25 protein-coding genes are annotated in these 23,990 nt (G+C 60.2%); 9 read left to right on the plus strand and 16 right to left on the minus strand.

The genetic code is table 11. The features are described 5' to 3' along the window. Positions 1 to 39: 39 nt before the first annotated feature. A complete protein-coding gene (locus PSH88_RS23850; RefSeq protein ID WP_305423024.1) occupies positions 40 to 678 on the minus strand; it encodes a LysE family translocator in 639 nt (212 codons plus the stop codon). Between the two features lie 64 nt (positions 679 to 742). Beyond that, complete coding sequence (fos, locus tag PSH88_RS23855) at positions 743 to 1,159, minus strand: fosfomycin resistance glutathione transferase (protein WP_305423025.1); 417 nt, start codon at positions 1,157 to 1,159, stop codon at positions 743 to 745. 389 nt (positions 1,160 to 1,548) lie between these two features. Here fos and PSH88_RS23860 point away from each other — a divergent pair, with 389 nt between their 5' ends. Continuing rightward, positions 1,549 to 2,784: an aminotransferase class I/II-fold pyridoxal phosphate-dependent enzyme gene (locus tag PSH88_RS23860; RefSeq protein WP_305423026.1), complete on the plus strand. Its 1,236-nt coding sequence runs from the start codon at positions 1,549 to 1,551 to the stop codon at positions 2,782 to 2,784. A 17-nt stretch (positions 2,785 to 2,801) separates the two neighbouring features. Next, complete coding sequence (locus PSH88_RS23865) at positions 2,802 to 3,968, plus strand: MFS transporter (RefSeq protein ID WP_305423027.1); 1,167 nt, start codon at positions 2,802 to 2,804, stop codon at positions 3,966 to 3,968. Here the strand turns inward: PSH88_RS23865 and yiaY are convergent. Next, entirely contained in the window at positions 3,965 to 5,113 is a 1,149-nt protein-coding gene (yiaY, locus tag PSH88_RS23870; protein WP_019580882.1) for an L-threonine dehydrogenase, read from the minus strand. The genes PSH88_RS23865 and yiaY overlap by 4 nt on opposite strands. A 156-nt stretch (positions 5,114 to 5,269) precedes the next feature. Here yiaY and PSH88_RS23875 point away from each other — a divergent pair, with 156 nt between their 5' ends. After that, entirely contained in the window at positions 5,270 to 6,289 is a 1,020-nt protein-coding gene (locus PSH88_RS23875) for a DUF4917 family protein (RefSeq protein WP_305423028.1), read from the plus strand. A gap of 101 nt (positions 6,290 to 6,390) precedes the next feature. Here PSH88_RS23875 and PSH88_RS23880 read toward each other — a convergent pair whose 3' ends face one another. Continuing rightward, positions 6,391 to 6,933: a helix-turn-helix domain-containing protein gene (locus tag PSH88_RS23880; RefSeq protein ID WP_305423029.1), complete on the minus strand. Its 543-nt coding sequence runs from the start codon at positions 6,931 to 6,933 to the stop codon at positions 6,391 to 6,393. A gap of 158 nt (positions 6,934 to 7,091) precedes the next feature. On the opposite strand from PSH88_RS23880, the gene PSH88_RS23885 reads away from it, so the two are divergent. After that, positions 7,092 to 7,874, plus strand: coding sequence for an aldolase (locus tag PSH88_RS23885; protein ID WP_305423030.1), 783 nt, complete (start codon positions 7,092 to 7,094; stop codon positions 7,872 to 7,874). 29 nt (positions 7,875 to 7,903) lie between these two features. Next, the gene (locus PSH88_RS23890) at positions 7,904 to 8,791 is read left to right on the plus strand and encodes a dihydrodipicolinate synthase family protein (RefSeq protein ID WP_305423031.1); all 888 of its coding nucleotides are present in this window, start codon (positions 7,904 to 7,906) and stop codon (positions 8,789 to 8,791) included. 141 nt (positions 8,792 to 8,932) lie between these two features. Here the strand turns inward: PSH88_RS23890 and PSH88_RS23895 are convergent, their stop codons facing one another. The 3 genes from PSH88_RS23895 to PSH88_RS23905 form a co-directional block, all read right to left on the minus strand. After that, positions 8,933 to 9,277 carry a YegP family protein gene (locus PSH88_RS23895; RefSeq protein WP_305423032.1) on the minus strand — a complete coding sequence of 115 codons (345 nt, stop codon included), beginning with the start codon at positions 9,275 to 9,277 and terminating at the stop codon, positions 8,933 to 8,935. A gap of 199 nt (positions 9,278 to 9,476) precedes the next feature. Further along, positions 9,477 to 9,782 (minus strand): ribbon-helix-helix domain-containing protein, encoded by a 306-nt coding sequence (locus tag PSH88_RS23900; protein WP_007903755.1) that lies wholly within the window; start codon positions 9,780 to 9,782, stop codon positions 9,477 to 9,479. A gap of 14 nt (positions 9,783 to 9,796) precedes the next feature. Beyond that, positions 9,797 to 10,378, minus strand: a complete 582-nt coding sequence (locus PSH88_RS23905) for a DJ-1/PfpI family protein (protein ID WP_305423034.1) — start codon at positions 10,376 to 10,378, stop codon at positions 9,797 to 9,799. Positions 10,379 to 10,682: 304 nt separating this feature from the next. On the opposite strand from PSH88_RS23905, the gene PSH88_RS23910 reads away from it, so the two are divergent. Further along, on the plus strand, positions 10,683 to 11,603 hold the full coding sequence (locus PSH88_RS23910) for a DMT family transporter (protein ID WP_305423035.1): 921 nt from the start codon (positions 10,683 to 10,685) through the stop codon (positions 11,601 to 11,603). A gap of 44 nt (positions 11,604 to 11,647) precedes the next feature. On the opposite strand, the gene PSH88_RS23915 is transcribed toward PSH88_RS23910, so the two are convergent. The 4 genes from PSH88_RS23915 to PSH88_RS23930 all read right to left on the minus strand — a co-directional run bounded on the left by PSH88_RS23915 (position 11,648) and on the right by PSH88_RS23930 (position 15,095). Beyond that, positions 11,648 to 12,862 carry a class I SAM-dependent methyltransferase gene (locus PSH88_RS23915; protein ID WP_305423036.1) on the minus strand — a complete coding sequence of 405 codons (1,215 nt, stop codon included), beginning with the start codon at positions 12,860 to 12,862 and terminating at the stop codon, positions 11,648 to 11,650. 171 nt (positions 12,863 to 13,033) lie between these two features. After that, complete coding sequence (locus PSH88_RS23920) at positions 13,034 to 13,651, minus strand: TPM domain-containing protein (RefSeq protein WP_305423037.1); 618 nt, start codon at positions 13,649 to 13,651, stop codon at positions 13,034 to 13,036. A 48-nt stretch (positions 13,652 to 13,699) separates the two neighbouring features. Beyond that, positions 13,700 to 14,440 (minus strand): TPM domain-containing protein, encoded by a 741-nt coding sequence (locus PSH88_RS23925; RefSeq protein ID WP_305423038.1) that lies wholly within the window; start codon positions 14,438 to 14,440, stop codon positions 13,700 to 13,702. 43 nt (positions 14,441 to 14,483) lie between these two features. After that, on the minus strand, positions 14,484 to 15,095 hold the full coding sequence (locus PSH88_RS23930; protein WP_305423039.1) for a LemA family protein: 612 nt from the start codon (positions 15,093 to 15,095) through the stop codon (positions 14,484 to 14,486). Between the two features lie 247 nt (positions 15,096 to 15,342). Between PSH88_RS23930 and bglX the strand changes: the two genes are divergently transcribed. Beyond that, the gene (gene bglX / locus PSH88_RS23935; protein ID WP_305423040.1) at positions 15,343 to 17,634 is read left to right on the plus strand and encodes a beta-glucosidase BglX; all 2,292 of its coding nucleotides are present in this window, start codon (positions 15,343 to 15,345) and stop codon (positions 17,632 to 17,634) included. A 131-nt stretch (positions 17,635 to 17,765) separates the two neighbouring features. Here the strand turns inward: bglX and PSH88_RS23940 are convergent, their stop codons facing one another. The 5 genes from PSH88_RS23940 to PSH88_RS23960 form a co-directional block, all read right to left on the minus strand. After that, the gene (locus tag PSH88_RS23940; protein ID WP_305423041.1) at positions 17,766 to 18,923 is read right to left on the minus strand and encodes a phospholipase D-like domain-containing protein; all 1,158 of its coding nucleotides are present in this window, start codon (positions 18,921 to 18,923) and stop codon (positions 17,766 to 17,768) included. A 1-nt stretch (position 18,924) separates the two neighbouring features. Further along, a complete protein-coding gene (locus PSH88_RS23945; protein WP_201059816.1) occupies positions 18,925 to 19,515 on the minus strand; it encodes a YceI family protein in 591 nt (196 codons plus the stop codon). A 232-nt stretch (positions 19,516 to 19,747) separates the two neighbouring features. After that, the gene (locus PSH88_RS23950) at positions 19,748 to 20,077 is read right to left on the minus strand and encodes an amidase (RefSeq protein ID WP_305423042.1); all 330 of its coding nucleotides are present in this window, start codon (positions 20,075 to 20,077) and stop codon (positions 19,748 to 19,750) included. After that, the gene (locus tag PSH88_RS23955; protein ID WP_305423043.1) at positions 20,074 to 21,168 is read right to left on the minus strand and encodes a serine hydrolase domain-containing protein; all 1,095 of its coding nucleotides are present in this window, start codon (positions 21,166 to 21,168) and stop codon (positions 20,074 to 20,076) included. The genes PSH88_RS23950 and PSH88_RS23955 overlap by 4 nt, the downstream gene beginning before the upstream one ends. A gap of 187 nt (positions 21,169 to 21,355) precedes the next feature. Continuing rightward, positions 21,356 to 22,237, minus strand: coding sequence for an acyl-CoA dehydrogenase middle domain-containing protein (locus PSH88_RS23960; protein ID WP_305423044.1), 882 nt, complete (start codon positions 22,235 to 22,237; stop codon positions 21,356 to 21,358). A gap of 154 nt (positions 22,238 to 22,391) precedes the next feature. On the opposite strand from PSH88_RS23960, the gene olsB reads away from it, so the two are divergent. Both olsB and PSH88_RS23970 read left to right on the plus strand, forming a co-directional pair. Beyond that, the gene (gene olsB / locus PSH88_RS23965) at positions 22,392 to 23,147 is read left to right on the plus strand and encodes an L-ornithine N(alpha)-acyltransferase (protein WP_305423045.1); all 756 of its coding nucleotides are present in this window, start codon (positions 22,392 to 22,394) and stop codon (positions 23,145 to 23,147) included. After that, on the plus strand, positions 23,147 to 23,938 hold the full coding sequence (locus PSH88_RS23970; RefSeq protein WP_305423047.1) for a lysophospholipid acyltransferase family protein: 792 nt from the start codon (positions 23,147 to 23,149) through the stop codon (positions 23,936 to 23,938). The genes olsB and PSH88_RS23970 overlap by 1 nt, the downstream gene beginning before the upstream one ends. Positions 23,939 to 23,990 lie beyond the last annotated feature (52 nt).

A 23,990-nucleotide genomic window follows, 5' to 3' on the forward strand; every position in this document is an offset into this window, starting at 1 on the left:
AGCGATGACTGTGCAGCCGACGCTTCCTTGCGATCAGCCTCAAGCCTTGTTCGTCACCAGCCCCGGCAGCGCATGCACCAGGGCGTTGATGGCAAAACCGATGAACATTACGCCGCACAAACGAGTGATCGCCAGTTCATGACGCTGATACAACGTGCGCACCTGACGCGCACCGACGATGCCAATGAGAATAGCGTAGGCCAAAAGGCCACCAATGAAGCTCAAGATGATCAACCAGGGCAACATTGACCATTGCAGCAACTCTGCACGGCTGGACAAGAGTGCAGTAAAGGTCGCCACCGCCACCGGATAAGCCTTGGGGTTGGTCAGGCCGAACAGGATGCCGTGCCAGAACGGCTGCCGCGTCGGGCCTTGAGGTGCTTCGGCACTGCCGCGACGAGCCCGCACCGCGCGCAGGCCCAGCCAGAACAGGTAGAGGCCACTGAATACGCCCAGCACATCGAACGCCGTGCTGCCGATTTCCCGCGCACCGACAATCGCGATCAGCGCCGTACTGCACCAGACCACGTCGCCCAGCAAATGCCCGCACAAAAACCCCGCTCCCGCCCGCCGCCCACGCGATGCGCCGATGCCAAACACCGCCAGCACACCCGGTCCCGGCGTAATGCCATAAATGAAGCCCGAGGCGAGAACGGCCATTAGCAGCGATGGGGTCATGGGAATTCCTGTTGAAACGCCGGATGAATGGACGCAAGTCTATCTCAGGACCCCGAGCATCGACTCACTGATCGTCGAAGAACTTCATCCCCGCATACGGCCGTTGCCGACATGCCGCCAACCGCGACGCCAGATCCCCGACATGCACCTCAAGCTTGTGCCCGTCCGGGTCCAGAAAATAGAACGATGCGCCTTCGCTGCGGTTGTCCCGCCATTCCTGCACGTTGGCGGATCGCAGATGTTCGACGAACACTGGGAAATCCGCAGCATCGAGGCTAAAGGCGTAATGGGTATAGTCGGCGGCGGGTGAAGATTCGCGCAGTGGATCGAGAGAAAGGCATAGCCAAAGGCCGGGTAGCGAGAGATAGGCGCCGGTGTCCCAAGTGGCTTCAAGCTGAAGCTGCAGCAGATCGCGATAGAACGCCACGCTGCGGTTCAGGTCGGTGACGGCGAGGGTCAGGTGGTTGAGGCCGGTTAGCATCGATCCAGTAACCTTGAGTTGCTCTGGGCGGGGTGCGAACGGAGAGTACAGCTTAAACATCCTTGAGCATAAAGCCACTGGGGCGTTGTTGGGCTGCGAGTCAGTCTTCGCGAGCAAGCCCGCTCCCACAGTAACTATTTTTGCACCATGGCTGGGCTCGATGATTTCGGTTCGACTGAGTCGGCAGGGTAGCCCGGATTCGATTCGTGCCCGCCATCCAATGACCCACAACACTCCGGGGCATCGCCCTACAACTCATTCTCTTACAACTCGCAGTACTACCGGAAACAGCCGATTCAAAGCCCATCGGGTCTCTCTGTAAAGTCTGGCAACACACACAAACTGCAACAAACCCACGGATAGATTCACTCAAGGAATGTCACTCGCACATGAACCAGATACCGTACACGGCGCACACCTTCACCAACTACCGCAAACTCGTTTCATTGGCTGATCATGATTGGGAGACCGCCGAAACCGGAAAAATCGCGGGGCTCAACGTTGAGATAAAAAGTGCCAACCGCATGCTCGATCAGTACGGGCGAGCATTTCATCATTTCTGTACGACGTCATACCTGGGTCTGGATCACCATCCCGATATTCTCGACGGCGCCATGACCACGCTGTGGGAAACCGGCACACTTCGCATCGCCAATTCCAAGAATCGCTGCAAGCTGGCGATTCTGGACCAATACGAAACCGAACTGTCCGAGTTGTTCGGCGCCAGTTGCCTGAGCACTCTGTCGTGCAGTGCGGCGAGTGCCGGGATCCTGCCGCTGCTGGCCAGCGGCGTATTTACGGAAAATCGCCCTCCAGTGATGGCTTTCGACCGATTGGCGCACTACTCGATGAATCACCTCAAAGCCGCCTGTGCCGATGAAACGAAGGTCGTGACGTGCCCGCATAACGACATGGATTTTCTCGAGACGCTGTGTCAACGGCACACCAGGGTCGCGTATATCGCCGATGGCGCCTACAGCATGGGCGGGGTTGCGGACATGGACAGCCTTTTGTATCTGAAGGACCGCTATGGGCTGTTTCTCTATCTGGACGACTCCCACGCACTTTCCGCTGTAGGAACATTCGGCGCCGGTCTTGTGCGTCCCAGGCTGCATACCCTGGATGATGACTGCCTCATCGTCGCCTCGCTGGCCAAGTCGTTCGGCGCCAGCGGCGGTCTGGTGATGCTGGGCAGCGAACGGCAGAAGAAGCTCATTGCGCGTTACGGTGGCCCCAGCAACTGGTCGCAAAGCCTGAACAGTGCAGCCATTGGCGCGGGCCGGGCATCCATCCAGTTACACCACACCCTGGAATTCGCCGCGTTGCAGGAAAAGCTTCAGGTTAATATCCGCCTCTTCGACAGCCTCATACGAACCGGACAACACAACAGCAACATGGCGATTCGACTGGTCAATTGCGGTGAGGCATCGCTGGCCAACAACATCGCCATTGAACTGGCCAATCACGGATTCTTCACCTCGGCAGTCTTTTCCCCGGTGGTTGCACAAGGCAAGGCAGCCATCAGAATCACCCTGCGCGCCGACATGGGGACGACGCTGATCCGCCATTTCTGTGGACTCATCACCGAGCTTTTACGTGCTCACGGCCGGGACATCGGCGGCTGAAAAACAGGGAAGATTAAATGAAGAGCAGCACCACCCTCCTGATCACCTGCTGTACGGTTTTTCTCGCCCAATTGGGCATGAGCATTTATCTGTCGGCGCTGCCGGATATTGCCCGGGATCTGTCCGCAGATGCCTCACAGGTTTCATGGGGGTTGGCGGTATATCTGATCGGCATGGCGCTGCCGATGCTGTTCTGGGGCAGCCTGGGCCAGCGCATTGGCCGCAAGCCGGTGTTGCTCGCGGCGCTCGGCCTCTATGGGCTGGGCAACCTGGCCCTGCCCCTGGGTCATACGCTTGAATCGTTCCTGGTTTTTCGCCTGGTTCAGGGGATTGGCGCCAGCGGGATTTCAGTCATGGCCCGGGTGCTGATCCGCGACAGTTTTCGCGGCGATCTGCTGGCCAAGGCGTTGTCCTGGATATCGATTTCCTTTGTGGTGGCGCTGGGTATCGGTCAATACATAGGGTCGATCATCCAGGTGACACTGGGCTGGTCAGCGATTTTCTACTTATTGGGTGGTGTGAGCCTGTTGATGGCGCTGGTGGTGGCGCGGGTCACGTTCCCGATGCTGGCAGAAGAGAACACACCATCATCCGCCTGGACGAGCTACGGGCACATTCTGCGTCATCGGGCCTTCCTGTTACCGGCCCTCGCCGGTGGCTTGGGGTATGGGGTGATTGTCGCGTTCAACACCGCTGCGCCGCTGATTCTGCAAGGCGCCTTCAAGTGGTCGGCAGTGGAATACGGCTTGTTGGGCTGGCCCATCAGCGCGGCGTACTTTCTCGGGGCCGTGGCGGTCAATCGCTTCGTACTGCATACCGGTCAGCAATGGCTGATGACGGCGGGCGTCGGGCTGATACTGGCCGGCAGCACAGTCATGTTGCTGGGTAGCCTCGCAGGCACGTCTATCACGCTGCTGTTCTGGTTGCCCTATTGTTTTGCAGTATTCGGCCAATCGCTTATTTACCCGATCAGCTTGTCCCTGGCCAACCACGGTTCGCCGGTCGGCGGTGCTTATGCGATGGCGTTGAGCGGTTTCATTCATCAACTGATGGCCGCCGTTATCGGCGGTATCGCCAGCCTGATCGCCAGCCAGCAGGCATGGCCTTTGTCGCTGTTATGCACCTTACTGGCCTTGGGCGCGTTGCTTTGCGTAGTGCTCGCGCCCGGCCGTCGAACCGCTTAGAACGCGCTGCGGAAAATCTCCTCGATCTGCCGCTGATCCGCCGCCCGCGGATTGGTCAGTCCGCAGGCGTCTTTCAGCGCATTGCTGGCCAGAACCGGAATGTCATTGAGCCTGGCACCGAGCTCACGCAAACCGGCAGGAATGTCCACATCCCTTGCCAGGCTGCGGATCGCCGCGATCGCCGCCTGCGCGCCCTCTTCCGGACTGAGCCCGCGAATGTCAGCCCCCATCGCGTGGGCAACGTCGGTCAGGCGAGGGGCGCACACCAGCGCGTTGAAGCTCTGCACGTGAGGTAGCAGCACCGCGTTACACACACCATGGGGCAAGTCGTAGAACCCGCCTAACTGATGGGCCATCGCGTGAACGTAGCCCAGGGACGCATTGTTGAACGCCATGCCCGCCATAAATTGCGCGTAGGCCATGTTTTCCCGCGCGATCATGTCACTGCCGTCCTGCACGGCTTGGCGCAGGTTGTCGCTGATCAATGTGATGGCTTTCAGCGCACAGGCATCGGTAATCGGGTTGGCTGCCGTGGAGACGTAGGCTTCGACGGCATGGGTCAATGCGTCCATGCCGGTGGCGGCGGTCAGGCCCTTGGGCATGGCGACCATCAGTTCCGGGTCGTTGACTGACAGCAGCGGCGTAACATTGCGGTCGACGATGGCCATTTTTACGTGGCGCGATTCATCCGTGATGATGCAAAAACGGGTCATCTCGCTGGCAGTGCCGGCGGTGGTGTTGATCGCGATCAACGGTAGCTGGGGTTTGGCTGACCGATCGACACCTTCGTAGTCACGGATCGTCCCACCGTTTGTGGCGCACAAGGCGATACCCTTGGCGCAGTCGTGAGGCGAACCGCCGCCCAGAGACACCACGAAATCACAGCGACTTTCCTTGAGCAGGCCCAGGCCGTGCTCGACGTTGGCGATGCTCGGATTCGGCTTGGCGCCGTCGAAGATCACCGAGTCGATGTCCTGCAACGCCAGTTTCTCGGCAATCCTCGATGCCACGCCAGCCTTGGCCAGCCCGGCGTCAGTGACAATCAGCGCCTTGCGAAAACCATACTTGCCAATGGCGTCCATGGCTTCGTCGAGGCAACCGGTGCCCATGATGTTCACGGCGGGGATGAAAAACGTACTGCTCATGCGCGAGTCTCCTGGCTGAAACCGAATCGGCAATGCCGATTCGGCGGGTGCGCACAGGGTCGACCGATCAGTCACGCGGTATGTTGATCTGGCTCAACGCCCGGGCGTGATAAAGTCGCCGTCCATCAGACCTTTTGCTTCGAGACGACAAACGCAATGACCGATTTCCAGGATGTCGATGCCCAACTTGAAGACTGGAACGCCTTGCGCACCACCGCCTCGTTCGGCGGCCTGCTGGTGGGTAACGGCGCCAGCCGCGCCGTGTGGGACGACTTCGGCTACGACTCGCTGTTCGAAAATGCCCGCACCGTCGAAGAAAAACCGCTGAGCCAGTCCGAGCTGAGCGTGTTCGACGCGATGCAGACGCGCAGTTTCGAGCAGGTTCTCGGCGCGCTGAAAACCACCAGCCGAGTCAACAAAGCCCTGGCTGTCAGCTCCGCAGCACCGCGCAATCGTTACTACGCGATCAAGGAAGCGCTGATCAACACCGTGCACGCGGTGCACATCCCGTGGCGGCTGGTGAAGCCTTCGACGCTGGCGACGATCAATCAGGAACTGGGCAGCTATCGGACGGTGTTCACCACCAACTACGACTTGCTCAGCTACTGGGCGATCCAGCATCGGCCGGACGTCGTTACCGACCTGTTCCAGGGTGCCGAACCCGGCTTCGATCTGAGCGCCAGCGCCACCGACAAACCGCGTTTGCTGTACCTGCACGGCGGCCTGCATCTGGTGCGCAATCAGGACGGCACGGCACGAAAATTGATGTCGACCGAAGGGACGTTGCTCGGCAACTTCGCTATCAACAATACGATCAAGACCCTCGACGACGTGCCGCTGTTCGTCAACGAAGGCCCGGCGCAGGACAAACTCAAGACCATTCGCAGTTCGGATTACCTGTCGTTCTGCTACGACCAGTTACTGGGCCATGGCGACGGGTTGTGCATCTTCGGGCATGCCCTTGGCGAGCAGGACAGTCACATCGCTCATGCGTTGCGCCAGGCAAAGCCAAAAGTCGTAGCGATCTCGATTTACCCGCGCAGCAAGGCGTTCATCCAGCATCAGAAGCGGCATTACGCGAAGGTGTTCGAAGGGACGGGTGTGGCGTTGCGGTTTTTTGATTCGAAGACCCATGCGCTTGGTAGTCCCAAGCTGACCGTACCGGTCGAGGTATAGCAGAGAAGCGACTGACGCCATCGCGGGCAAGCCCGCTCCCACAGGGATTACGCTGAACCTGTGGGAGCGGGCTTGCCCGCGATGGCGTCAGTCCAGCCGACTCATTCCTCGCTGCTATGCACCACCACCAACAACTGCGCCTGCACCTCACCCACTGACCGGAGGCGATGCGGTTTCTGTGCATTGAAGTGCAGCGCATCCCCACGGTTGAGCAGCACGCGCTCGTTCATGAAGTCCACTTCCACCTGCCCCTCGTGGACGAACAAAAACTCTTCCCCCACGTGTTCCTTGAAGGTTTTGTCGGTGAACTCTGCCGGCGGGTAGATGATGAACGGCAACAGGTTGCGTTCACTGACCTGATGGGCCAGCACCGCATAACCCGGGCTCTGGTCGCTGGCAGCCAGGGACTGGCGTTCGTCGCTGCGCACCAGGCTGTAGCTGTCGAGGCTGACGTTGTCTTCGGAAAACAATTCCTCGACCTTCACGTTCAACGCCTTGGCCAGTTTCAGGGCGGCGGCGATCGACGGGGTGTTCAACCCGCGCTCGACTTTCGACAGATAGCTCTTGGTCATGCCGGACTTTTCGGCCAGGGCCTCCAGCGTCACGCCGAGCTTTTTTCTAAGTAATTTCAAACGGATAGACATGTAGAGCGATTAATCCATCAAGGGAGTAACGGTTTTTTCTTGCGAATGACACAAAGTGTCATATAGCATCTTCTGTGTCATTTGCAGTCACCCATGACCTTGCGAGCAACGAGTGAACAGCAAACCCGACGTCCATTGAACAACCAAAGGACACCGACATGGCCAAGACATTAGCACTACCCAAAGAGCAACTGGTCAAGCAAGCGCTGACACAGATGCAAAATACCCTGGCGGATAATACGTGGACCGACCGGCAAAAGCTGGCCCTGACCTGCCGCATTCTCTTCGAAAACGGCCACGATTCAGGCCTGGCCGGGCAAATCACCGCTCGCGGCCCGCAACCGGGAACCTATTACACTCAGCAACTGGGCCTGGGTTTCGACGAGATCACGGCAGGCAATCTGTTGCTGGTCAACGAAGACCTGGAAGTACTGGAAGGCCACGGCATGCCCAACCCGGCCAACCGTTTCCATAGCTGGGTGTACCGCGCCCGGCCGGACGTGAACTGCATCATTCACACGCATCCGACTCACGTCGCGGCGCTGTCGATGCTCGAAGTGCCGCTACAGATTTCCCACATGGACCTCTGCCCGCTCTACGACGACTGTGCGTTTCTCCAAGGCTGGCCGGGTGTTCCGGTGGGCAATGAAGAAGGCGAACTGATTGCCGCAGCCTTGGGCGACAAGCGGGCGATTCTGCTTTCCCACCATGGTCAGTTGTCCACCGGCGCGACCATTGAAGAGGCCTGTGTCATTGCGCAACTGATCGAACGCGCGGCGAAGTTGCAGTTGCTGGCCATGGCCGCGGGGGTGATCAAACCGATTCTCCCCGAGCTGGGTCGCGAAGCCCATGACTGGATTTCAAAACCCAAGCGTCACGCCGCCGCGTTCAACTACTACGCACGGCAGAACCTGCGCCAACACGCCGATTGCCTGAACTGACCCCACTCATTCTTCAAAGGAGAGACGCTATGTCGACCCCAAACATTCACGGCATCATCGGCTACACCATCACCCCCTTCACCGCCAATGGCGAAGGCGTTGATCTCGACGCCCTCGGGCGTTCCATCGATCGCCTGATCGACAGCGGCGTCCACGCCATCGCCCCGTTGGGCAGCACCGGTGAAGGTGCTTACCTGAACGACGCAGAATGGGATCAGGTCAGCGAATTCAGCCTCGCGCGCGTCGCCAAACGCGTCCCGACCATCGTCAGTGTGTCCGACCTGACCACCGCCAAAGCCGTGCGCCGCGCGCGTTTCGCCGAAGCTCACGGCGCCGACGTGGTGATGGTGCTGCCCGCGTCCTACTGGAAACTCAGCGAGGCAGAAATCCTGACCCATTACCGCGCCATTGGCGAGAGCATCGGCGTGCCGATCATGCTCTACAACAACCCGGCCACCAGCGGCACCGACATGTCGGTGGAGCTGATCCTGCGGATTTTCAACGCCGTCGACAACGTCACCATGGTCAAGGAAAGCACCGGTGATATTCAGCGCATGCACAAACTGCAACTGCTGGGCGAAGGTCAGGTGCCCTTCTATAACGGCTGCAATCCGTTGGCGCTGGAAGCGTTTGCGGCAGGCGCGAAAGGCTGGTGCACGGCGGCGCCGAACCTGATCCCGCAGCTCAATCTCCACTTGTACGAAGCCGTATTGGCCAACGACCTGAGCAGGGCTCGCGAACTGTTCTATCGCCAGTTGCCGCTGCTGGACTTCATCCTCAAGGGTGGTCTGCCGGCGACCATCAAGGCCGGTTTGCGCATGACCGGGCTGGAAGTGGGCGATCCGCGGTTACCGGTGTTTCCGTTGGGCGAGACCGGTCGCAGTCAGCTTCAAGGGTTGCTGAAAGCATTGCACTAATCGTCAGGTACACACATACCCTGTGGGAGCGGGCTTGCCCGCGAAGGGGACTTAACATTCAACGAAGATATTGAATGTCAGACCGCTTTCGCGGGCAATCCCGTTCCCACAGGGGATTTACATAGGACTTGGATATTGTGATCAGAGCACCGGCAAGGTCTTGTCCTTGATCACCGTGGTCGGACCATTGGCCTTGACGCTGGCGATGCCTTTATCCCTCGCGGCATCGGATGAGTAGGATTCGCTGCTGCCGATGATCTCGTGGTTACCGGCCTTCAGGTTGAAGTAAGGATGACCATCCTTGGTGGTTTTTTTCTCGTAGCGTTCGTCCAGCAGGCTGTTGGCCTGAACCGAGGCGATACCGCCATCGGCCGCACCGCGCGTGGTGTACAGCTCGCTGGTCAGAATGGTTTCGGCATTGGCCGCTTTCAATACAAACTTGAATTGACCGTTGCCGGTTTTGCTCACTTCGTACCATCCAGACATGCTTTTACTCCTTGGCGATTGAGAGGTTTCGCGCTTCAGAGTAAAGACCAAGTCAGGATTTCTGTCGCCTGTACAGGCCCCTTCGCGGGCAAGCCTCGCTCCTACAGGGATTCGGTTGACCGCAAATTTGCGTCCGACACAAAACCTGTGGGAGCGAGGCTTGCCCGCGAAGGCGTCCTCAAGGTTGGTACAAACCGCTCTATTTCACCGCAGCCCGCACCACCGATAACTCGGGTGTCTGCACCCGGCGCTGACTCAGGTAACGCATGCAGCTGACCCGCAAGAACGAGGCGAAATTCACTACTTCGCCGCGGTAGTCCATCACCTCTTCATACAGCTTGGCGATCAACTGATTGGTGGTCATGCCGTCGACCTCGGCGATTTCGCTGAGGATGTCCCAGAACTGATTCTCCAGCCGCAGGGTGGTGACCACCCCGCAGATGCGCAGCGAGCGGGAGCGCGACTCGTAGAGAATCGGATCGGCCTTGACGTAGAGCTCGCACATGGACAGGTCCCTCGTTACAGCGTGATTTTGGTGCCCAGCAACCCGAGGAAACCGGCCAGCCAACTCGGGTGCGCCGGCCAGGCCGGTGCAGTGGCCAGATTGCCTTGAACGTGACCTTCCGTCACCGGGATATCGATGAACGTGCCGCCAGCCAGGCGCACTTCCGGGGCACACGCCGGGTAGGCGCTGCACTCGCGACCTTCAAGAATGCCCGCCGCGGCCAACAGTTGCGCGCCGTGACACACGGCGGCGATCGGTTTACCGGCCTTGTCGAACGCTCGCACCAGCCCCAGGACTTTTTCGTTCAGGCGCAGGTACTCCGGCGCACGACCGCCCGGCACCAGCAGCGCGTCGTAGTCCGCCGCGTCTACCTTGGCGAAATCGAAGTTCAGGGCAAACAGGTGACCGGGTTTTTCGCTGTAGGTCTGGTCGCCTTCGAAGTCATGGATCGCTGTGCGCACGGTCTGGCCGGCGGTTTTGTCCGGGCAAACGGCATGCACCGTATGGCCGACCATCAGCAACGCCTGGAATGGCACCATCACTTCGTAGTCTTCGACGTAATCGCCAACCAGCATCAGAATTTTTTTAGCCGCCATGGGGAGGACTCCTCTGGAAAATGCGTAGGCCTGCAGGAGTATTCAAGGTAGTCCTTATCCGCTGGGGTGGGTAATAACCTGCTACTACCTGAAGGACCGCGTTATCGTTCATCGCGGGCAAGCCACGCTCCCACAGGTCCTGTATCGATCTTGCGGTCAGTGCAAAACCTGTGGGAGCGCGGCTTGCCCGCGAAGGCGTCCGCAAACTGTACGGATAACTCTGCGCCTAGCTGTAACAGAGCAGCGTCTGCGGTTTATGGCTAGATAAAGAAACTTTCCGCCACCTGAATTCTGGTCACCCATCATGTCCTCGCGCGAAAACACCGGCATGGCCCTCGGCCTGCTCGGCGTCGTTATCTTCAGCCTGACCCTGCCCTTCACACGGATCGTCGTGCAGGAACTTCATCCCCTGCTCAACGGCCTCGGCCGTGCGCTGTTCGCGGCGATTCCGGCAGCGCTGCTGTTGTTGTGGCACCGTGAAAAATGGCCCACGTGGAAGCAGGTCAAAGGCCTGACGCTGGTGATCGCCGGGGTCATCCTTGGTTTCCCGGTGCTGTCGGCCTGGGCCATGCAGACGTTGCCCGCCTCTCACGGCGCACTGGTCAACGGTTTGCAACCGCTGTGTGTGGCGCTGTATGCCGCGTGGCTGTCCCATGAGCGTCCGTCAAAAGCCTTCTGGGCCTGCGCCGCGTTGGGCAGTGCGCTGGTGCTCGGTTATGCGCTGATCAGCGGCGCCGGCAGCATTCAGGCCGGTGATTTGCTGATGCTCGGCGCGATTGCCGTGGGTGGGTTGGGTTATGCCGAAGGCGGCCGGTTGGCCAAAGAGATGGGCGGCTGGCAGGTGATTTGCTGGGCGCTGGTGTTGTCGACGCCGCTGCTGATCGGGCCGGTGGTGTACCTGGCGCTGCAACACCAGGGCGAGATTTCGGCCAAAACCTGGTGGGCGTTTGGTTACGTCTCGCTGTTTTCACAATTCATCGGGTTCTTTGCCTGGTACGCGGGGCTGGCCATGGGTGGCATTGCCCGGGTCAGCCAGATCCAGTTGCTGCAGATCTTCTTCACCATCGCGTTTTCGGCGCTGTTCTTCGGTGAGCACGTCGAGCCGATTACCTGGCTGTTTGCGGTCGGGGTGATTGTGACAGTGATGTTGGGGCGCAAGACGGCGGTGAAGCCCCCTGTGTGTGCGGGCTTGCTCGCGAAGGCGTCATCACATTCAACATCTTAGTTGGCTGCCAGTCCGCCTTTGCGAGCAAGCCCGCTCCCACAGGATCAGAGGTACCCGTCAGCCCGCAGCAATGTTTCCAGACAATGCTCGCTGATGTGGTAGAAATCCTTCAGTTCCTGAATCTTCACCAACAGCTGAGCCGGGTCCACCGGCTCAGCGCGTTTGACCGCCAGGATCATCTTGTTCTTGTTGGTGTGGTCCAGTGAGATGAACTCGAAGACCTTGGTCTCATAACCGCAAGCTTCCAGAAACAGTGCACGTAAACTGTCAGTAACCATTTCCGCCTGTTGGCCCAGGTGCAGGCCGTATTGCAACATCGGCTTGAGCAGCGCCGGGCTCTGGATCTGCAGGCGGATCTGCTTGTGGCAGCACGGCGAGCACATGATGATCGAAGCGCCGGAACGAATGCCGGTGTGAATCGCATAGTCGGTGGCGATGTCACAGGCATGCAACGCGATCATCACGTCCAGCTCGCTCGGCGCGACGCTGCGCACGTCACCGCATTTGAACACCAGCCCCGGATGCTCCAGCTTCGCAGCGGCGGTGTTACACAGATTGACCATGTCTTCGCGCAGCTCGACGCCGGTCACCTCGCCTTCAGCTTTCAAGGTGTTGCGCAGATAGTCATGGATTGCGAACGTCAGGTAGCCCTTGCCCGAACCGAAATCCGCCACCCGCACGGGTTTGTCCAGCGCCAGCGGCGAGGAGGTCAGCGCATGACTGAAGACTTCGATGAACTTGTTGATCTGCTTCCACTTGCGCGACATCGCCGGGATCAGTTCATGCTGGGCGTTGGTCACGCCGAGGTCTTTGAGAAACGGCCGACTCAGGTCGAGAAAACGGTTCTTCTCACGGTTGTGCTCAGCGGACGGCACTTCGCGCAATTGCTGGGGTTTGCTCTTGAACAGCGAGGATTTGCCCTTTTTGCTGTATTCGAGCTGGGCTTCGTCGGTCAATGACAGCAAATGCGCATTTTTGAACGATGTCGGCAACAGCGCGGCAATGGTCGCCACGCCTTCGGCAACCGGCAGGTTTTTGGTGATGTCGCGGGTCTTGTAGCGATAGACGAAGGACAGACACGGCTGATCCTTGACCGTCAGCTGCTTGATGATCAGCCGCTGCAAATCCGCTTCACCACCGACGTACTTGGCCAGCACCAGTTTGATGAAGGCGTTGGCGTCGAGGCTGGTTTGCAGCAGGTCGATGAACTGGGCGTGATGATCCGGCGCGAGGCTGGCGGGAGTGGCGGTGACAGACATGGAAAAAACGGCCTCGGGCGGTGCGAATCGGGGAATGACGGGTATTTTAGGGGGGATGCGGTTCAGGAACACTGTTATTTGCCAAACGGCAAAGATTCTGTGGCGAGGGAGCAAGCTCCCTCGCCACAAAAGCTGCCGAAGGCTCGGGCCGCGTTCGGACGATTTTTTGATTCAGCTCAACACCACCAACCGATTCGGCAACTCATTGCGCACATGGGTCACCGGCACATGCACCTTGAGCAACTCGCCGCACGCCTCGATGCACGTCACAAAGCCTTGCAACGTCTGCCCCTGCTTCACCTGCTGGGTGAACGCCGCCACGATGGCGTCCCAGTTCTTGTTGTCCAGCCGCTTGGAGATCCCTTCATCCACCAGGATTTCCACATAACGCTCGGCCTCAGAGACGAAAATCAGCATGCCGGTGCTGCCCACGGTGTGGTGCAGGTTTTGCTCCAGGAACTGCCGACGCGCCAGGTTCGACGCGCGCCAGTGACGCACCGAGCGCGGGATCAGGCGCGTGGTGACTTTCGGAATCCGGAACACCAGGCACAGCACAATGAAACTGAACCATTGCACCAGCAACAGGCTGTGCATGGTCAGCCAGCCCGTCAGGTAATGCACGATACCCGGCACCACCAGCGCCAGCAGGCTGGCCCACAGCAGCGGGATGTACGCGTAATCGTCGGCGCGGGCCGCGAGCACCGTCACCAGTTCGGCGTCGGTGTCGCACTCGACCCGGGCAATCGCCTCGGCAACTTTGCGTTGTTCGTGTTCAGTCAGTAATGCCATGTTTATGAGTGCCTGCTCGCTATTGTTGTTATGTTTCCTGCCGTGTCATCACCAGCCGCCCGACGAACCGCCGCCGCCGAAACTGCCCCCACCGCCACTGAAGCCCCCGCCACCGCCGCCAAAACCTCCACCACCGAAACCGCCACGGCCTCTACCCCCTCCACTTGGCAGAATACCGAACATCTGGCCGACGAAGATTGTCAGGATAAACAGCAACACCAGAAACACGAATAACCCCGGATGCCGCGCAACGAAATCGCTCTCCTGATTGCCACGCGACTCATACACCGTCGACGGCTCGTCCAGCGGATTGCCCCCCAGCACCACCAACATCGCCGAAACGCCATCGCTGATGCCCTTGCTGAAATTGCCGGCCTTGAACGCAGGCGTGATCACCTGGTTGATAATCACCGAACTCTGCGCATCGGTCAGGCGATCTTCCAGGCCATAACCGACTTCGATCCGCAATTTTCGCTCGGCACGCGCGACAATCAGCAACGCGCCGTTGTTCTTGTCCTTCTGGCCAATACCCCAGTAGCGTCCCAGTTGATAGCCGAAATCCGCGATGTCGGCGCCCTGCAGGTCCGGCAACGTGACCACCACCAACTGCTCGCCGGTGGATTTCTCGTGGGCATTAAGCTGCTGAACAAGCTGCTCGCGCACCGCTGGCTCGATCATTTGGGCGTTGTCCACCACCCGTCCGGTCAGTTCCGGGAACTTCAACTCGGCCTGGGCCGCCAGGGCAAACACCCAAAACAACAGCACCAGGCCCACTTTCAACACGCGCATTGGCAACCTCATCCGTGGTGGCACGTCGAACTCTGTCCGGCGCTTACTGGAACTTCACTTCAGGCGCTTTCTCGGCTCCGGGGCTGGTGGCCTCGAAGGTTTCGCGGATCGGCAAATCGCTGTACATCACGGTGTGCCACAGGCGACCGGGGAAGGTGCGAAGTTCGGTGTTGTATTTTTGCACGGCGAGGATGAAGTCGCGACGCGCCACGGCGATGCGGTTCTCGGTGCCTTCAAGTTGCGATTGCAGCGCCAGGAAGTTCTGGTTGGCCTTGAGGTCCGGATAACGCTCGGACACCACCATCAACCGGCTCAGCGCGCCGGTCAGCTGATCCTGCGCCTGCTGGTACTGTTTGAGTTTTTCCGGATTGTCCAGCGTGCTGGCATCCACCTGGATCGACGTCGCCTTGGCCCGGGCTTCAATCACCGCCGTCAGGGTTTCCTGTTCGTGCTGGGCATAGCCCTTGACGGTTTCCACCAAATTAGGGATCAAGTCGGCGCGGCGCTGGTACTGGTTCTGCACCTGGCCCCAGGCAGCCTTGGCCTGTTCGTCGAGGGTCGGGATCGTGTTGATGCCGCAACCGGCCAGCAGTGTGGTCAACAACATCAAGGCTGCAACCTGCAGGCTCGACCGATAGGGGTGTCGTACATTCATCTGGTTGATGCTCCCTTGCACATTGCGTTGATAAAACAACCGGCGAACTCTGGGCCCGGCTCTTGGGGCATAATCTGCGCCGCTACTGGATTGCAGCGAGCCAATGGGCTAAAAGATGCCCAGCGAAAAAACAGTAAGAAGTGTGCTGCATTTTTCTGCACAACACCTGAACAACAATAGTCGCTCCCAACATTTTGGCTGACCGGCGCGTATTCATTGCCGCTTGGGCCTTTTGAGAAAACCATTCATGAAGAAGCTGTGTTTGCTGGGCCTGTTCGTCAGCCTGGCCAGTCATACCGCATTGGCCGCCACGACGCCCGCACCGATAGAGAACAAGGACGCCTTCATCAGCCACCTGATGAAGCAGATGACCCTCGATGAAAAGATCGGCCAGTTGCGCCTGATCAGCATCGGCCCGGAAATGCCTCGGGAGATGATCCGCAAGGAAATCGCCGCCGGTAATATCGGTGGCACCTTCAACTCGATCACCCGCGCAGAAAACCGTCCGATGCAGGACGCAGCCATGCGCAGCCGGTTGAAGATCCCGATGTTCTTCGCCTATGACGTGATCCACGGCCACCGCACCATTTTCCCGATCCCCCTGGCCCTGGCCTCGAGCTGGGACATGGATGCCATCGGCCTGTCGGGGCGCATCGCCGCCAAGGAAGCCGCAGCTGACAGCCTCGACATCACTTTCGCGCCGATGGTCGACATCTCCCGCGACCCACGCTGGGGGCGCACCTCCGAAGGCTTCGGCGAAGACACCTACCTGGTGTCGCGGATCGCCGGCGTAATGGTCAGGGCCTTGCAGGGCAGCGGTGCGAACGCGGCCGACAGCATCATGGCCAGCGTCAAGCATTTTGCCTTGTACGGCGCGGTCGAGGGCGGTCGCGACTACAACGTCGTCGACATGAGCCCGGTCAAGATGTACCAGGATTACCTGCCGCCGTACCGCGCCGCCATCGACGCCGGTGCCGGCGGGGTGATGGTTGCGCTGAACTCGATCAACGGCGTACCGGCCACTGCCAACACCTGGCTGATGAACGACCTGCTGCGCAAGGAATGGGGCTTCAAGGGCCTGGCGGTCAGCGACCACGGGGCGATTTTCGAGCTGATCAAGCACGGCGTCGCCCGTGACGGTCGAGAAGCGGCGAAGCTGGCAATCAAGGCCGGCATCGACATGAGCATGAACGACACCCTCTACGGCAAAGAGCTGCCGGGGCTGCTCAAATCCGGCGAGATCGAACAGAAAGACATCGACAACGCCGTGCGTGAAGTGCTCGCCGCCAAGTACGACATGGGCCTGTTCAAGGACCCGTACCTGCGCATCGGCAAGGCCGAGGATGACCCGGCCGACACCTACGCCGAAAGCCGCCTGCACCGTGCCGAGGCCCGTGATGTGGCGCGCCGCAGCCTGGTGCTGCTGAAAAACCAGGGCGATACCCTGCCCCTGAAGAAAACCGCGAAAATCGCCCTGGTCGGTCCACTGGCCAAGGCGCCGATCGACATGATGGGCAGCTGGGCCGCCGCCGGCCGTCCCGCGCAATCGGTCACCCTGTTCGACGGCATGACCCATGCACTCGGCGCGCAGTCGACGCTGATCTACGCCCGTGGCGCGAACATCACCAGCGACAAGAAAATCCTCGATTACCTGAACTTCCTCAACTTCGACGCGCCGGAAGTGGTGGATGATCCGCGCCCGGCCAACGTGTTGATCGACGAAGCGGTAAAAGCCGCCAAGGATGCTGATGTGGTGGTGGCCGCGGTGGGCGAATCCCGTGGCATGTCCCACGAATCGTCGAGCCGCACCGACCTGAACATCCCGGCCAACCAGCGCGAGCTGATCAGGGCGTTGAAAGCCACCGGCAAACCGCTGGTGCTGGTATTGATGAATGGCCGTCCGCTGTCGATTCTCGAAGAGAACGAGCAGGCTGACGCGATTCTGGAAACCTGGTTCAGCGGCACCGAAGGCGGCAACGCCATTGCTGACGTGCTGTTCGGCGACTACAACCCGTCGGGCAAACTGCCGATCACCATCCCGCGTTCGGTGGGTCAGATTCCGACCTACTACAACCACCTGAGCATTGGCCGGCCGTTCACTCCGGGCAAACCAGGCAACTACACCTCGCAGTATTTCGAAGACACCACCGGGCCGCTGTTCCCATTCGGCTTCGGCCTGAGCTACACCCAGTTCAGCCTGACCGACATGGCACTGTCGTCGACCACACTGAACAAGACCGGCAAACTTGACGCCAGCGTCGTGGTGAAAAACACCGGCAAGCGTGATGGCGAAACCGTGGTGCAGCTGTACATCCAGGACGTGACCGGTTCGATGATCCGCCCGGTCAAGGAACTGAAGAACTTCCAGAAAGTACTGGTCAAGGCCGGCGAACAGAAAGTCGTGCACTTCACCATCACCGAGGATGACCTGAAGTTCTACAACGCCCAGCTCAAGTACGCCGCGGAACCGGGCAAGTTCAACGTGCAGATCGGCCTGGACTCCCAGGACGTGACGCAGCAGAGCTTTGAGTTGCTGTAACCGTTCAAACACTGCAAAAACCTGTGGGAGCGGGCTTGCCCGCGATGAGGCCATCACATTCAACATCATTGTTGACTGTCAGGCCGCCATCGCGGGCAAGCCCGCTCCCACAGTGTTTTTTAGTGTGACAACTATCCGCGCCGATCCAGCAGATTCACCACCAGCCGATCCACCCAACCCCACACCCTCTGCTTGACCCGCCGCCACAACGGTCGGCGCTTCCACGCCTCGAGACTGACTTCCTGGCTCAAGGCAAAGTCATTCTCGAAACTCGCCGCCACCGCTCGAGTCAGCCCAGGGTCCAGTGCCTCAAGATTGGCCTCCAGATTGAAGCGCAGATTCCAGTGATCGAAATTACATGAGCCGATGCTCACCCAGTCATCGATCAACACCATTTTCAGGTGCAGGAAACACGGCTGGTATTCGAAGATCTTCACCCCGGCCCTGAGCAGACGCGGGTAGTAACGATGCCCGGCGTAGCGCACCGACGGGTGATCGGTGCGCGGCCCGGTCAGCAGCAGACGCACATCGACACCACGAGCCGCCGCCCGGCGCAGTGAGCGGCGGACTTTCCACGTCGGCAGGAAATACGGCGTGGCCAGCCAGATTCGCCGCTGGCCGCTGTTCAGCGCGCGAACCAGTGATTGCAGAATATCGCGGTGCTGGCGGGCGTCGGCATAGGCGACTCGGCCCATGCCCCCGCCCATGGCCGGCACTCGCGGCAAGCGCGGCAAACCGAAGTGCGCAGCGGGTTTCCAGGCGCGGCGATAGCGGTTGGCGATCCATTGGCGGTCGAACAGCAACTGCCAGTCGATCACCAACGGGCCGACGATTTCCACCATCACTTCGTGCCATTCGCTGGTGTCTTCGCCTGGCGTCCAGAACTCATCGGTGACACCGGTGCCGCCGACTACCGCCAGGCATTGATCCACCAGCAGCAGCTTGCGGTGATCGCGATAGAAGTTACCCACCCAACGGCGCCAGCTCAGGCGATTGTAGAAACGCAACTCGACACCGGCGGCCGTCAGGCGCTGACGCAAGGTCAGGGTAAAGGCCAGGCTGCCATAGTCATCGAACAGGCAACGCACCCGCACGCCGCGTTCGGCCGCCTGGACCAGCGCCTGGACCATGGCCTCGGCGCAAGCCCCCGCTTCCACCAGATACAGCTCCAGTTCGACTTGTTCTTCGGCGCGGGCAATCGCCACCAGCATTCGCGGAAAAAACTGCGGACCATCGATCAGCAGTTCAAAGCGGTTGCCTTCGCGCCACGGGAAAATTGCGCCACGCATCTCAGCGCGCCGTGAAAATCAGCACCGCACCCACCGGCACCGACAGACTGATGGCCGACAAACCGGCAACCTTGCGCAAGCTTTCCAGGCCCGGAGCCAGGTCGAAATCTTCAGCGCTGATCACCAAAGGCTCAAGGGTCACCACTTGAAAGCGCCGGTCATCGAGACGGGTCGCCAACAGTTCGGCGTTGTATTGGTGTTGTTTGCCATGCAGGTTGACGGTCAGCGGCAGGCGCAGCTCCAGTTGCGCACCCGGCGCCAGGTCGTTGATCGGCCGCAGATCGATCTGCGTGGTAATCAGCGCTTCAGGGAACGTCTGGATCTCGAACAGTTCCTTGCGCATGCGTTCGTCGCGCAGCGGTATGCCGCTGTTGACCGACTCCAGCTCAACCTCTACCTGCGCCAGGCCTTTGGGATCGACCTTGCCGTGCAGCACCAGAAAGCGCTGCACTTCGGAGATGTTGGCGTTTTTAGTGCTGATGAACGACAGCCGCGAAGACTCGCCATCCAGATACCAATTGGCCTGGGCCGACACGGTGACACCGGCCAGCAGCAGGAAGGCGAGGGTTTTGCAGACAAAGCGGTTGAACATAGAGACTCATGGGCAGATAAACCTGAGCGAACCTTAACCGCCCTGAGACAGGTTGCAAACTTTCTGTTACTCCAACCCGACCTTGGTGGCGAGGGAGCTTGCTCCCGCTGGAGTGCGAAGCGCTCCCAAAATCAGACAATGAGTTCTTCCAGTCAGACCTCGGCCGCTGGCATTACGACTGCTGCGCAGCCGAGCGGGAGCAAGCTCCCTCGCCACAAAAAACTGACCACTGTCAGGGTTGCAGGCGGCAGCCTTGGCGCTCGCCGATCCACTGTGCGCTATTGCTGCGCCCCATCCCGTCGACCGTCACCTGCTTGCTGGCGGCGTCATCGACGAAACCGCTGGTGGGCAAATACTGCTTCACATAACCCTGGCAATACTCGGCCGAATTATTCATCACATAACGGCACGAGCAGTATTCCTTGGCGGTGTAGGCGCTGATGATGTCGGGGAAGGCCCACAGCGCCACACGTTCCTGCCAGACCCAGCCGAGCAAGGCGATCAGCAGCACCAGCAACAGCGTGCTGAACGGCCGACGACGAATAAAACTGCGGCGGCTCATGGCTGCACCTTCACGGCAAATGCCTTGAGCGCGAGGTTGAGCAATTCGTTGTGCCGATAACTTCCATCGCGATCATCGCCGTAGCGCACGATCACCAGCTTTTCGCTGGGAATCACGTACATCGCCTGGCCCCAATGGCCCAGCGCGGCGAAGGTGTCGGCGGGGGCGGCGGGCCAGGGTTGGGTTGCGCCCTCCACCGCACGATTGAGCCACCAATGCCCGCCGGGCACCGCTTCATCCTGGTTGGCTTGATAGCGGGCGAAAGGCTCGCGGCTGAAGTCGACCCAATCTTTGGGCAGCAATTGCCGCTCACGCCAACGACCATCGCGCGCCATCAACAGGCCGACCCGCGCCAGATCCCGGGCAGTGAGATAGACGTAGGACGATGCGACAAACGTGCCCGTGGCATCCGCTTCCCACACCGCACTGCGAATCCCCAAAGGTTCGAACAGCGCGGTCCATGGATAATCCGGATAACGGGCCGGGCCAACGATGGTTTTCAGCGCGGCGGACAGCAGGTTGCTGTCGCCGCTGGAGTAACGGAATGCCTGACCGGGTTTGGCGTACTCGTCGTGCTCGGCAGTGAATGCGGCCATGTCGCGGTGTCCACGGGTGTAGAGCATGGCTACCACCGAGGACTTCAATGGGGCGTATTCGTAGTCTTCCTGCCAGTCCAGGCCGGAGGCCCAGTGCAGCAGGTCGGCCATGGTCATGGCGGGGTGTTTTTCCAGCGGTGGATAGAATTTCTGCACCGGATCCTGGAGTTTGAACAGCCCTTCGCCATAGGCCACGCCGAGCACCGCGGCCATCAGGCTTTTGCTGATCGACCAGGTCAGGTGCGGCGTTTCAGCAGTGGTCGGGCCGGCGTAGCGTTCGTAGACGAGTTGGCCGTCGCGGATTACCAGCAAGGCATCGGTGCGAATGCCTTGGTGAGTGGCATCGTCGCGGGGCGGGAAGGCGTAGTTTTCCAGGGTTTGAAGTGCCGGGCCGGTGACTTTCGGGCCGGGCGACCATTGCTCGGCCGGCCAGTTTTCGGCGTGGGCCGCGAGGCTGAGCAGCAGCATAAAAATCAGGGACAAGCCTTTGAACATGAGGGGCGCTCGGAGGGATGAACCTGCAGAGCCTAGTCGAGGTTGATGACAGTTCCGGGATTTGTGTCGCCAATAAGGCCGCCATCGCGGGCAAGCCTCGCTCCCACAAGGATCTCTGGTGTGCAAAATATTGTGTACGGCGCAGATCATGTGGGAGCGGGCTTGCCCGCGAAGGGTCCCTTCAGCCTTACGACAATCCCGCCAACGCCTTGGCCAACCGTTTCCCCCGCGCCCCGGCCGCTAAATCCATCACGCTCTGATCGCGCTGCCACATCGCCGCCCATTCTGGCGGGCCATCGGCCAGGGCCTGATTCACTTCAGCCTTGAGCCCATCGAACTGCGCAAACAACCCGCCCAGCAACACATGCCCAGCCGGATTGTTCGGCGCCTGGCGGCTGACTTCCGCGCACCCGGCCAGCAGCGCCAGCAAGCGCAGTTGCAAGGTTTGCGGCCAGTCGCTGTCCTGGCCAACGCCGAACAGCCACGCAGTCATGGCGCTCAGCACATAGATGTCTTCCAGGGTTCGGAACGGTTTGACGTAAGCATCCCAACCATCCCCCGCCAGCAATTCACACAGTGCGTTGTCGAGAAACAACCGGCCGTGGCCTATGTCCGGCATCAGTGGCATCGGCGCGAGCTTTTCCAGACGTACACCCGGTTCGCCGGGGTAAACCACCGCAAGGTTCAAGCGCGGCACTTCGCCGGGTTCTTCACTGCGAGCAGCCACCAGCAACCAGTCGGCGGCATCGCCGGCGGTGACGAAATCCTTGCGCCCGCTCAGGCGCAGATCGCGCAACCTGGTCTGCATGTCCGCCACCCGCAAACTGCGCTGTTCGGTCGCACACAACGCGCCGAGGCTCAGCGGCGCGCTCGGCCAGAGCATGCGCAAAGCCGCCTGATAACCCACCAGAAACGCCAGCCCCGGTGTCGCCATCAGCCGTCCACCGACCACCGCCAGTTCGAACGGCGTCACCGCGCCCAACTGTTGCAACAAGGTTGCAAAGCCTTCGCCCAGGTCCGGGTTGGCGGGCAGACGATCGCGGCGGTTCAACAGAGATTGCCAGGGCATAAGAGGCTCCTCGTGGGCTGTCATATAAGCATCACCAAAGCTTCATGGCGATGACACCGGGGCTACATAGCCTGACTTTGCACAACACGGCTGCATAAAGAAAGTCGATCGGCTGCAACCCTAGACGGGTGGCCAGCCCGTACGGAGACTCACAATGACTCAGATCGCCCGCATCAGCGACACCGGCAATGAACGCCGCCTGCAAGCCGAACGCCTGGTGGGCACCGAGGCGTTGCAGGAAGCCCAGGCCTTGCGCTTCAACGTGTTCAGCGGCGAATTCAACGCCAAGCTGAAAGGCGCGGAGCTGGGTCTGGACATGGATGACTATGATGTTCACTGCGCCCACATCGGCGTACGTGACTTGAACACCGGGCGCCTGGTGGCGACCACTCGTTTGCTCGACCACACGGCCGCCAGCAGCCTGGGCAAGTTCTACAGTGAAGAAGAATTCAGCCTGCATGGCCTGGTCCATTTGAAAGGCCCGATCCTGGAAATCGGTCGCACCTGCGTCGACCCGGCCTACCGCAACGGCGGCACTATCGCCGTGCTCTGGGGTGAGCTGGCGGAAGTGCTGAACCAGGGCGGCTACAGCTATTTGATGGGGTGCGCGAGCATACCGATGCAGGACGGCGGCATTCAGGCCCACGCGATCATGCAACGCTTGCGCGAACGTTACCTGTGCACCGAACACCTGCGGGCCGAGCCGAAGAAACCATTGCCGACGCTGGCAATTCCATCGAACGTCATCGCCGAAATGCCGCCACTGCTCAAGGCCTACATGCGCCTGGGGGCGAAAATCTGCGGCGAACCATGCTGGGACGAAGACTTCCAGGTGGCCGACGTGTTCATCCTGCTCAAGCGCGACGAGCTCTGCCCGCGCTACGCCAAGCACTTCAAGGCGGCTGTGTAATGAGCCGCTTGCGGGTGTACGCGCGAGTTGCGCGAGTGCTTTTGGTGGTGACGCTGGGCTTGAGCATGGCCAGTGTGTTCGGTTTGTTCGAGCGACTGGGGATTGCCCATTCGATGGTCCGTCGCCAGCGCTGGTCGCGGTTTTTCATGGCGCGGCTGAGCAATGCCCTGCCCTTTCGCGTGACCGTGCATGGTGAGTTGCCGAAGGCGCCGATGCTCTGGGTCAGTAATCACGTGTCCTGGACCGACATCCCATTGCTGGGCATGCTCACGCCGCTGTCGTTCCTGTCCAAGGCCGAAGTGCGCACCTGGCCGGTGGCGGGCTGGTTGGCGGCCAAGGCGGGCAGCCTGTTCATTCGCCGTGGTTCAGGCGACAGTCAGCTGATCCGCAAACAAATGACCCGTCATCTGGAGCAGGAACATCCGCTGCTGATGTTCCCCGAAGGCACCACCACCGATGGCCGTTCGCTGCGCACGTTTCATGGTCGTTTGCTGTCCGCGGCGATCGATTCCGAAGTGGCGCTGCAACCGGTGGCGATTCGTTATCTGCGCGATGGCGAACTCGATACCCTGGCACCGTTCATTGGCGATGATGATTTGCTCTCGCACCTGATGCGCTTGTTCGCCAATGATCGGGGTGAAGTGGAGATTCACCTGCTCAAACCGATCGAGTGCCAGGACCGGGAGCGTGCGGCGCTGGCGTTCGAAGCGCAGCAGGCGGTGCAAAGGGCGTTGTTTGGGGCGATTCCGGAAACGCAGCAAATCCCGATGCGCCCGGCTATTGCTGCTTAATCACAACTCCCTGTGGGAGCGGGCTTACCCGCGATGGCGGCTAAACATTCAA

Origin of the sequence: Pseudomonas wuhanensis, from assembly GCF_030687395.1 — a bacterium.
GTDB lineage: Bacteria > Pseudomonadota > Gammaproteobacteria > Pseudomonadales > Pseudomonadaceae > Aquipseudomonas > Aquipseudomonas wuhanensis.

Bases quoted from the DNA above. Each gene is read 5' to 3' on its own strand.
- PSH88_RS23960 (WP_305423044.1), bottom strand. From the start codon at position 22,237: ATGCCCTGGCAATCTCTGTTGAACCGCCGCGATCGTCTGCCCGCCAAC.
- PSH88_RS23925 (WP_305423038.1), bottom strand. From the start codon at position 14,440: ATGCGCGTGTTGAAAGTGGGCCTGGTGCTGTTGTTTTGGGTGTTTGCC.
- PSH88_RS23950 (WP_305423042.1), bottom strand. From the start codon at position 20,077: ATGAGCCGCCGCAGTTTTATTCGTCGTCGGCCGTTCAGCACGCTGTTG.
- PSH88_RS23915 (WP_305423036.1), bottom strand. From the start codon at position 12,862: ATGTCTGTCACCGCCACTCCCGCCAGCCTCGCGCCGGATCATCACGCC.
- PSH88_RS23890 (WP_305423031.1), top strand. From the start codon at position 7,904: ATGTCGACCCCAAACATTCACGGCATCATCGGCTACACCATCACCCCC.
- PSH88_RS23865 (WP_305423027.1), top strand. From the start codon at position 2,802: ATGAAGAGCAGCACCACCCTCCTGATCACCTGCTGTACGGTTTTTCTC.
- PSH88_RS23895 (WP_305423032.1), bottom strand. From the start codon at position 9,277: ATGTCTGGATGGTACGAAGTGAGCAAAACCGGCAACGGTCAATTCAAG.
- PSH88_RS23860 (WP_305423026.1), top strand. From the start codon at position 1,549: ATGAACCAGATACCGTACACGGCGCACACCTTCACCAACTACCGCAAA.
- PSH88_RS23905 (WP_305423034.1), bottom strand. From the start codon at position 10,378: ATGGCGGCTAAAAAAATTCTGATGCTGGTTGGCGATTACGTCGAAGAC.
- PSH88_RS23900 (WP_007903755.1), bottom strand. From the start codon at position 9,782: ATGTGCGAGCTCTACGTCAAGGCCGATCCGATTCTCTACGAGTCGCGC.
- PSH88_RS23970 (WP_305423047.1), top strand. From the start codon at position 23,147: ATGAGCCGCTTGCGGGTGTACGCGCGAGTTGCGCGAGTGCTTTTGGTG.
- bglX (WP_305423040.1), top strand. From the start codon at position 15,343: ATGAAGAAGCTGTGTTTGCTGGGCCTGTTCGTCAGCCTGGCCAGTCAT.
- PSH88_RS23880 (WP_305423029.1), bottom strand. From the start codon at position 6,933: ATGTCTATCCGTTTGAAATTACTTAGAAAAAAGCTCGGCGTGACGCTG.
- PSH88_RS23940 (WP_305423041.1), bottom strand. From the start codon at position 18,923: ATGCGTGGCGCAATTTTCCCGTGGCGCGAAGGCAACCGCTTTGAACTG.
- fos (WP_305423025.1), bottom strand. From the start codon at position 1,159: ATGCTAACCGGCCTCAACCACCTGACCCTCGCCGTCACCGACCTGAAC.
- PSH88_RS23850 (WP_305423024.1), bottom strand. From the start codon at position 678: ATGACCCCATCGCTGCTAATGGCCGTTCTCGCCTCGGGCTTCATTTAT.
- PSH88_RS23955 (WP_305423043.1), bottom strand. From the start codon at position 21,168: ATGTTCAAAGGCTTGTCCCTGATTTTTATGCTGCTGCTCAGCCTCGCG.
- PSH88_RS23875 (WP_305423028.1), top strand. From the start codon at position 5,270: ATGACCGATTTCCAGGATGTCGATGCCCAACTTGAAGACTGGAACGCC.
- PSH88_RS23920 (WP_305423037.1), bottom strand. From the start codon at position 13,651: ATGGCATTACTGACTGAACACGAACAACGCAAAGTTGCCGAGGCGATT.
- PSH88_RS23945 (WP_201059816.1), bottom strand. From the start codon at position 19,515: ATGTTCAACCGCTTTGTCTGCAAAACCCTCGCCTTCCTGCTGCTGGCC.
- PSH88_RS23885 (WP_305423030.1), top strand. From the start codon at position 7,092: ATGGCCAAGACATTAGCACTACCCAAAGAGCAACTGGTCAAGCAAGCG.
- yiaY (WP_019580882.1), bottom strand. From the start codon at position 5,113: ATGAGCAGTACGTTTTTCATCCCCGCCGTGAACATCATGGGCACCGGT.
- olsB (WP_305423045.1), top strand. From the start codon at position 22,392: ATGACTCAGATCGCCCGCATCAGCGACACCGGCAATGAACGCCGCCTG.
- PSH88_RS23910 (WP_305423035.1), top strand. From the start codon at position 10,683: ATGTCCTCGCGCGAAAACACCGGCATGGCCCTCGGCCTGCTCGGCGTC.
- PSH88_RS23930 (WP_305423039.1), bottom strand. From the start codon at position 15,095: ATGAATGTACGACACCCCTATCGGTCGAGCCTGCAGGTTGCAGCCTTG.